This is a genomic window from Suttonella ornithocola, from assembly GCF_001889065.1.
Lineage (GTDB): Bacteria > Pseudomonadota > Gammaproteobacteria > Cardiobacteriales > Cardiobacteriaceae > Suttonella_A > Suttonella_A ornithocola.
Map to the genome: position 1 here is coordinate 1 of NZ_LWHB01000158.1, position 7,943 is coordinate 7,943.

General features: G+C 40.6%; 8 protein-coding genes. 7 read left to right on the top strand and 1 reads right to left on the bottom strand.

What is annotated here, in order from left to right; genetic code table 11:
• Positions 1 to 209: 209 nt before the first annotated feature.
• A complete protein-coding gene (locus tag A5N85_RS11365; RefSeq protein WP_245935960.1) occupies positions 210 to 1,898 on the top strand; it encodes a SulP family inorganic anion transporter in 1,689 nt (562 codons plus the stop codon).
• 82 nt (positions 1,899 to 1,980) lie between these two features.
• On the top strand, positions 1,981 to 2,439 hold the full coding sequence (locus A5N85_RS11370; RefSeq protein WP_072577328.1) for a copper resistance protein NlpE: 459 nt from the start codon (positions 1,981 to 1,983) through the stop codon (positions 2,437 to 2,439).
• Positions 2,440 to 2,694: 255 nt separating this feature from the next.
• Here A5N85_RS11370 and gshB read toward each other — a convergent pair whose 3' ends face one another.
• A complete protein-coding gene (gshB, locus tag A5N85_RS11375; protein ID WP_072577329.1) occupies positions 2,695 to 3,642 on the bottom strand; it encodes a glutathione synthase in 948 nt (315 codons plus the stop codon).
• Positions 3,643 to 3,755: 113 nt separating this feature from the next.
• On the opposite strand from gshB, the gene gshA reads away from it, so the two are divergent.
• From gshA to A5N85_RS11400, 5 genes are all read left to right on the top strand, one after another.
• The gene (gene gshA / locus A5N85_RS11380; RefSeq protein ID WP_072577330.1) at positions 3,756 to 5,405 is read left to right on the top strand and encodes a glutamate--cysteine ligase; all 1,650 of its coding nucleotides are present in this window, start codon (positions 3,756 to 3,758) and stop codon (positions 5,403 to 5,405) included.
• A gap of 220 nt (positions 5,406 to 5,625) precedes the next feature.
• The gene (gene rplM, locus A5N85_RS11385) at positions 5,626 to 6,057 is read left to right on the top strand and encodes a 50S ribosomal protein L13 (RefSeq protein WP_072577331.1); all 432 of its coding nucleotides are present in this window, start codon (positions 5,626 to 5,628) and stop codon (positions 6,055 to 6,057) included.
• A 9-nt stretch (positions 6,058 to 6,066) separates the two neighbouring features.
• Positions 6,067 to 6,456: a 30S ribosomal protein S9 gene (gene rpsI / locus A5N85_RS11390; RefSeq protein ID WP_072577332.1), complete on the top strand. Its 390-nt coding sequence runs from the start codon at positions 6,067 to 6,069 to the stop codon at positions 6,454 to 6,456.
• A gap of 188 nt (positions 6,457 to 6,644) precedes the next feature.
• Positions 6,645 to 7,577, top strand: coding sequence for a riboflavin biosynthesis protein RibF (gene ribF / locus A5N85_RS11395; RefSeq protein WP_072577333.1), 933 nt, complete (start codon positions 6,645 to 6,647; stop codon positions 7,575 to 7,577).
• 9 nt (positions 7,578 to 7,586) lie between these two features.
• Positions 7,587 to 7,943: class I tRNA ligase family protein (locus tag A5N85_RS11400; RefSeq protein WP_143143267.1), on the top strand; the 357-nt coding region annotated here is incomplete at its 3' end.

A 7,943-nucleotide genomic window follows, 5' to 3' on the forward strand; every position in this document is an offset into this window, starting at 1 on the left:
AAAAATGGTAGCTTTTATTCGTTGGTTTTTGCTTTTTCGAGTATAAAAATGGAGTAAACTGGCGTTGTTATAATAAATAAAGACACATCATTGTGGATGGATGTGTCGGTATGAGAAAAGCGATAGTCAACGGAGGAAAGAGAATGGATGCAGCTTTTTTTGCGGGAATAAGGAATTACCTGCAGCGGCTGTTTTGGATGTTGTTTCAAATGCGCCGATGGATAGGCTATGTTAATGCGCAGTCTTTGCAATATGATTTTTGGGCGGGATTAACTGGTGCCGTTATGGTTTTGCCTCAGGGAATTGCTTTTGCTCTGATTGCAGGACTACCGCCGGAGTTTGGGCTATACAGTGCTATTGTGGTGCAAGTGATAGCAGGGTTTTTTGGTTCTTCTCTGCATATGGTAACAGGTCCAACGGTTGCTTTATCTATTGTTATTCCGGGGATTATTGATGACTATGCCACAATAGGTAGCCCGCAATATATTGGACTTTCGCTGACTTTGATGATGATTGTTGGTGCCATTCAGCTATGCTTTGGTTTATTTCGTTTGGGTAGTCTGGTTAATTTTATCTCTCATACTGTTATTATTGGCTTTACTGCTGGTGCTGGATTATTGATTATGGTGAGTCAATTGCCAGCATTTTTAGGGACTAGTTTGCCACAGGGATTGAGTTTTTTAGATAAATGGCCGGCAATTTATGAACGGTTATCACTCACAGACCCGGCAAGCGTTATTATCGCTGCTGTAACGTTGTTTACGGCGCTTTGGATTCGGCGTTGGAATCGGCGGTTTCCGCATATGTTGATTGGTATGTGTGTTGGTGCACTGACGGCTATTTTGTTGGGCAGTTTTGCAGAGTCAGTAGATACCTTAGGCGCTTTGCCAGCACATTTACCACAAGTCGCCTTTCCAGAGTTGCGATTTTCGATGGTTTCAGAGCTATTTCCCTCTGCTTTTGCTTTGGCGTTATTAGGGCTCATTGAGGCGGTTTCTATTGCTCGTTCAATCGCTATTCGCTCGCATCAACGCATTGATAGTAATCAAGAGTTTTTTGGGCAAGGACTTGCCAATATGGTTGGAAGCTGTTTTTCTTGCTATGTCGGGTCTGGTTCGTTTAATCGCAGTGCGGTTAATTATGATGCGGGGGCAAGAACGCCTTTTGCTTTGCTATTTACGTCGTTGATTGTTATTGTGGTATTGGTCTTTATTCCTTGGATAACCAAATGGTTACCCATGCCTGCAATGGCGGCTACCATTATGCTAGCAGGGTATAATTTATTTGATTTTAAGCATATTAAATTAATTTTTAAGTCTAGCAGTAGTGAGTTTGCCATTATTGTTGTCACTTTTTTATCAACATTGTTTTTGAATTTAGAGTTCGCAATTTATGCCGGTGTAATTTTATCGCTGGTATTGTATTTACAAAAAACCAGTCATCCAAGAATTACCCCCGTTGATTTTTCTCAAGTAACGCCAGTTTTTGAAAAAGATGCAGAGCCGTCTAATTTAACGGTTTTACGGCTAGATGGTTCTTTATTTTTTGGTGCGGTGAATCATGTGCAAAATCGCTTGGCAGCTTTAGGAGAAGGAAAAGGATGGCAACATGTGGTGCTGCTTGCTGAAGGCGTGAATATTATCGATGTTTCTGGTACAGAAATGCTGATTGCTGAACGTCGGCGATTACAGAAGTTTGGCGGCGATTTATATATTATTGGTTTGAAACCCCATGTGAGAGATAAATTAAGAAAAACACCTTATTGGCGACCGCTTGGCGGACCGTATCATTTATATATTGAAACGTATATTGGTTTTCGGGCGATTTGTAAAATGATCGGTATTCGGAATTATCGAGAGTTTATGAAACATCTGTTTCGAGATTACAATAAAATTTAGCCGATAATGGGTACTATCCTCTATTGGCTTGAAAGCTAAAAAGTGGCAAGTTAGTATGACTTTTTAAAATGAGAATCTTTTTATGAATAAAAAACGCTTTATTGGATTATCTTTTCTATTAACCAGTTTATTATTAGGTGCTTGTGCTAGTAATGATGCCGTGTTGCCAGAAACATCTAAAACAAAGCAAGCAGCTACTAAGCGAGAAATGGTTAAAAATGCTCGTAGTGCAGTGAGTTGGAATGGGGTTTATCAAGGAATTTTTCCTTGTGCGGGTTGTGAGGGCGTGGCAACTATGTTGCAGTTAAACGCAGATTCAACGTATCTACTGCGAACAAGAATGCTCGGTAAAGAAGAAATTGATAGAAAGAGTGAAGGTAGCTTTACTTGGATGCCAGATAACAGTCATATTCAATTACAAGGGCATTCTCAAAATCGTTTTTTTAGAGTCGGCGAGGGCTTTTTACAGCTGACTTTACCTGATGGTAAGCCCATTCCTTCCAATAATCCAGAAGCGTTTTTCTTAGAAAAAACGGATTAATCTTGTATCAAATTTTTCTAAAAAGATGAGTTTTCTATGTTGGTTGATGCTGTCAATCTTTTAGCGAATTAAATAGTTTATCGCTTAATAAAATGAGTAATTCATATCTTATTTAAAAAGTGTAACTAATTCTCTTGAAAATAACGTGTAATCATCTAAAAAATAAATGGATGATTACACGATAAATAAAGATTAAAAACAGCTTTGAATAAAGATACTATTTAACTTATTGTTAAGTGGTTATCTTATAACTATTTAGTTTGATAGCTTTTTCTCAAGTTTTTCCCAAAAGTGTTCTGCTAGATTTTGTCCTGTGGCAGCAGCAATTTCTCGTAAACACGTTGGGCTGGTGACGTTAATTTCAGTGATATATCCGCCAATGACATCTAGTCCGACTAAGAATAAACCTTCTCGTTGAATGATAGGTTTGACGTGTTCTACGAGTTCATATTCTCGTTGGGTCAGTGGTTGAACAACGCCGCGTCCGCCAGCAGCTAAGTTCGCGCGGAATTCCCCATCTTTGGGTAATCGAGCCAATCCATGGTCAATGGCTTCTCCATCAATAATGAGAATGCGTTTATCGCCTTCAGTCACTTTGGGTAGAAAGCCTTGTACCATCAAGGTTTCATTTCCATCAGGATTCATCGCATCTAAAATAGCAGTGGTATTTTTATCACCTAAGGTGAGTTTAAAAATGCCCATTCCCCCCATACCATCTAAGGGTTTTAGAACCGCTTCTTTATGGGTGCGCAGGAAGTCTAAAATATCTTCACGCGATTTGGTAATGAGGGTTGGTGGTGTGCATTCTGGAACTTGAGCAATCGCAAATTTTTCATTGATGTTGCGTAGTGCTGAAGGTGGATTGATGACGGTCACGCCTTGTTCGACTAATAAATCTAGCATATAGCTATCATAGATATAGCGCAGGTTAAAAGGCGGATCTTTACGTTGTAAGACGACATCTACAGTTGATAAATCAATTTCTTCTTCGTTACAGATGCGGTAATAGTCTTCTTCTCGGTCAAAGCATTCGATGGTGCGGACATAGGCTTTAACCATGCCATCACGCACAGACCAGTCTGCTTGATTAAAGATTTTAACGGTCATTCCCCGTGCTTGAGCGGTGAGCATTAAAGCAAAAGTAGTGTCTTTATAAGGCTTGATTTCGTCAATATCATCCATTAGAACAGCAACCGTTTGCATGTTTTTCTCCTAAATAAATTGATAGCGCTATCATAGCTTATTTTAATGCTTTTCTTTCGTCTTCTAAGATTAAGCGTTATGATTGAGAGAGTATGCTTTAATTGAGAATAAGTATGAATTTTTCCCAACTTCCTTTATCTGGTGGATACATTGGTATTGAGCGTGAAACGTTACGTTGTGATCAAAATGCAATGCTTGCTAATACACCACATCCCAACCAATTAGGAAATGTCTATACACATCCGAATATTACGATTGATTATGCGGAGTCGCTTTTAGAATTGGTTACCGATGCGCACTTGAGTCCTAGTGCAGTTTATGCGCAGTTATTGCATTTGCATCAGTATACGGCTCAGCATTTAGAAAATAACCAGCAGTTATGGGCGGCAAGTATGCCTTGTCGATTACCTGAAAAGTCAGAAGAGATTGAAATTGGTTATTTTGGGCAAAGTAATGGCGGAAAAATTAAGCGTTTATATCGTTTGGGTTTATCCCACCGCTATGGTCGCTCCATGCAAATGATTGCTGGCGTGCATTTTAATTATTCACCACCAGAAGCCCTATGGGAAGCGCTGGCGGCTAGTGAATATAGCCGTGTCGATCAGGCATATAAAAATCGCCGATATATGGGAATGTTGAGGAATTTACAGCGATATGGTTGGTTAATTTGTCATCTATTTGGTGCTTCTCCAGCTGTCGATAAAAGTTTTTCTCCTGCACATGGCGTGTTACAGTCATTTAGCAAAGAAACTTTAGGATGGAAGAATGCAACCAGTTTGCGGATGAGCCAGTTAGGGTATCAAAATAAAGTAGATTTTACGGTGAGCTTTAATCGCTTAGAGGATTATTTGAGTGATTTGGCAGAGGCTGTTCTTACGCCTGCACCCGCTTATGAATATTTAGGACTAAAAGATGCGCAGGGAGAGTATCAGCAGATTAGTACGCATATTCTGCAAATTGCCAATGAATACTATACTGCTGCGCGACCTAAGCAACCGATAAAAAAAGGGGAATTGCCCGTTATCGCTTTAAAAGGGCGTGGGATTGCTTATGTGGAGCTGCGACTTTTAGATAATAATCCTTATGATCCTTGCGGCATTAGCTTGGCACAAATCCACTTTTTAGAAACATTCCTATTATGGGCTTTGTTGACGCCAGCAGCTGAGTTTACTCATAGAGATTACAATGAGCTTAATCATAATCGCTTACGAACTGCGTGTTGCGGCTTGAATGGACAACAAATTCTCTATCATCAGGGAGAAGAGCGCTCAAGTCAGACATGGGCAGAAGAATTATTAACGCAATTATTACCTATTGCTTGTGCACTGGATGAACAAGTGGGCGGAAACGCCTATGAAAATGCGATACAAAAACAAATCCAAGCTAATGAAGGGAAGATTTTGCGTTTGCCAGAGCAAGTTCAACAAGAGATTGCCACAACAGAATATCTTGAATGGGCAAATGCTTTAAGTCAGCAACATCAAAAAGTGTATCAACAAGCATTAACCCCAGAGGTTCAGCAGTCTTTGGACGTCTTGAAAACCCGTTCGCTTAAGGATTTTGCTGCAATAGAAGCCACTGCACAAACACAAGCCCCTTTTGAGCATTACTTGGCGCATTATTTCGATTCTTTAAAAAAAGAATATCTTAATCAAGAGAAAGGCGAAGCATTATTGGATAAATATGCTAAGTTAGGCGCTGATACTCCTGTCACACAAGACCATGAAGCGAGCTGTGGCTGCGGCTGTCAGCATCAGAGATAAATATTGTTAAAGCAGCTAAAGAAGCAAAATATTTCGTTTGTTTAGCGTATGCAATTGGCAAACTTGGGTTTTATTTTGCTTCGATTGATTATATAATGCGATCGCCCCTAACCCACACTCCCGACACACAATCGGGAAAAGAACTAGAAAAATCTTGTTATTACGCGCAAAAAACGCTAGTATTTGCGCCCTTTATTTATTGTGTTCGGAGAAACCCAACATGTTAAAAACCTACACTGCAACGCCTGCAAGCGTTAGCCGCGATTGGTACGTTGTCGATGCAGAAGGCAAAACCTTAGGTCGTCTTGCCACTGAAATCGCTCGTCGCTTACGTGGTAAACATAAACCAGAATACACGCCAAACATTGACACTGGCGACTACATTATCGTTATCAATGCTGACAAAATCAGCGTTACTGGTCGTAAAGGCAACGATAAAATGTATCACCACCACACTGGCTATATCGGTAATTTGAAAAGTGCAAACTTCAATCAAATGCAAGAGCGTCGTCCAGGCAAAGTTCTTGAGTTAGCGGTTAAAGGCATGCTTCCACGTGGTCCTTTAGGTCGTACTCAGTTGAAAAAGCTTAAAATTTATAGCGGTAGCGAGCATGAGCATGCTGCGCAACAGCCTATCACCTTGGACGTATAAGGATATCTCATGACAGAACAATACTACGCAACTGGTCGCCGTAAAACCTCATCTGCCCGTGTATTCCTACGTCGTGGCAGCGGCAATATCGTGGTTAACCAAAAACCATTAGATGAATATTTTGGTCGTGAAACGGCTCGCATGGTCGTTCGCCAACCATTAGAAGTCGTCGATATGAAAGACAATTTCGACTTCTATATCACTGTTACTGGTGGTGGCTCTAGCGGTCAAGCAGGTGCGATTCGTCATGGTATCGCGCGTGCATTAAAAGCTTATGATGAAAATTTACGTGAGCCTTTACGTAAAGCTGGCTTCCTAACTCGTGACGCTCGTGAAGTTGAACGGAAAAAAGTGGGTCTTCACAAAGCCCGCCGTGCAACTCAGTTCTCAAAACGTTAATCACGTTTCACGAACACAACCCGATGCTTTGCATCGGGTTTTTTATCAATGCTACTTTCTTCTGTTTTTAAATATAGTAAGTATTTATAAAACAGCTTTGTTTTTACTTTCTCTGATTTGCGCGATAGATAGAATGACGACGTTTTTATCTAAAGTCGCTATAATATCTCCTTTTACTCATTCATCTTATGCAGATTTTTCACTGGCATAAAGGCTTTAGCTTTCCAGAACAAACAGCAGTTGTTATTGGTAATTTTGATGGCGTTCATCGTGGACATCAAGCGATGATTGCGCGCTTATTCGCACAGGCAGAAAAGCGTTCATTAGTACCAATGGTGATGAGCTTTTATCCTCATCCAAGAGTAATTGTCGGAAATGAAACCCCAGCGATATTGTCAACGATGCGTGATAGAGCATTTTGGCTGAAACATTATGGGGTAAAAAATTGGCTATTAGTGCCATTTACTTCTCAGTTCCGCCAGACATCACCAGAGCGATTTATTGAGCAGGATTTGCATGAAAAGTTAAAAGTTCGTTATTTATTGGTTGGAGATGATTTTCGGTTTGGCTATCGTGGGGCAGGGGATTTTGATTTACTACAATCTCAAGCACAGCGGTTTAATTATGAAGTGGAGTCTTTACCCACTATTTGCGCAGATGGAGAACGAATTTCTAGCTCGGCTATTCGCCAAGCGTTAGCAAAGCATCAGATAAGTAAGGCCACAGATTTACTTGGACATGCGCTTACTTTTACAGGGCGCGTGCATCGTGGTGCGGGTCGTGGACGCTTAATGCAAACCAGAACGGTTAATTTACATGTTCCACTCGCATGGTGTTTACCCGACGGTGTCTATGTGATTAAATTGCAAACTTTTAGCAATCAAGCGCAAACGCTATGGGGAGTTGCAAATTTAGGCGGCGCTCCGACGTTTGGCAGTCAGCAACGAAAATTAGAAGCGCATGTGTTTGCTGAACTCGGTGAACAATATGGGCAAATCGTGCAAGTTTCGTTTTATCATTATTTGCGCGAAGTGAAAACTTTTCCCGATGCAGACGCATTACAACAACAAATTCAAAAAGATATTCAAGCGGCGCAAGTATTTATTGCCGCACAAGCATAAAGGCAACTCATGGCAGACTATAAACATACGCTTAATCTTCCTCAAACGGATTTTCCAATGCGCGGCAATTTGCCACAGCGCGAGCCAGAAATGTTAAAGTTTTGGCAGGAAAATAAAATTTATGAAAAACAACGTGAAGCTTTTAAAGGACGTGAAAAATACATTTTGCATGATGGTCCACCGTATGCAAATGGTTTGATTCATGTGGGACATGCGTTAAATAAAACGTTAAAAGATATTATTACCAAATCGCGTCATTTATTAGGCTATGACAGTCCTTATGTGCCAGGTTGGGATTGTCATGGTTTACCGATTGAGCAAAAGGTTGAGCAAAAAATTGGGAAGCCAGGTCCTAAAGTAAGTGCT

Bases quoted from the DNA above. Each gene is read 5' to 3' on its own strand.
- A5N85_RS11365 (WP_245935960.1), top strand. From the start codon at position 210: ATGCGCCGATGGATAGGCTATGTTAATGCGCAGTCTTTGCAATATGAT.
- A5N85_RS11370 (WP_072577328.1), top strand. From the start codon at position 1,981: ATGAATAAAAAACGCTTTATTGGATTATCTTTTCTATTAACCAGTTTA.
- gshB (WP_072577329.1), bottom strand. From the start codon at position 3,642: ATGCAAACGGTTGCTGTTCTAATGGATGATATTGACGAAATCAAGCCT.
- gshA (WP_072577330.1), top strand. From the start codon at position 3,756: ATGAATTTTTCCCAACTTCCTTTATCTGGTGGATACATTGGTATTGAG.
- rplM (WP_072577331.1), top strand. From the start codon at position 5,626: ATGTTAAAAACCTACACTGCAACGCCTGCAAGCGTTAGCCGCGATTGG.
- rpsI (WP_072577332.1), top strand. From the start codon at position 6,067: ATGACAGAACAATACTACGCAACTGGTCGCCGTAAAACCTCATCTGCC.
- ribF (WP_072577333.1), top strand. From the start codon at position 6,645: ATGCAGATTTTTCACTGGCATAAAGGCTTTAGCTTTCCAGAACAAACA.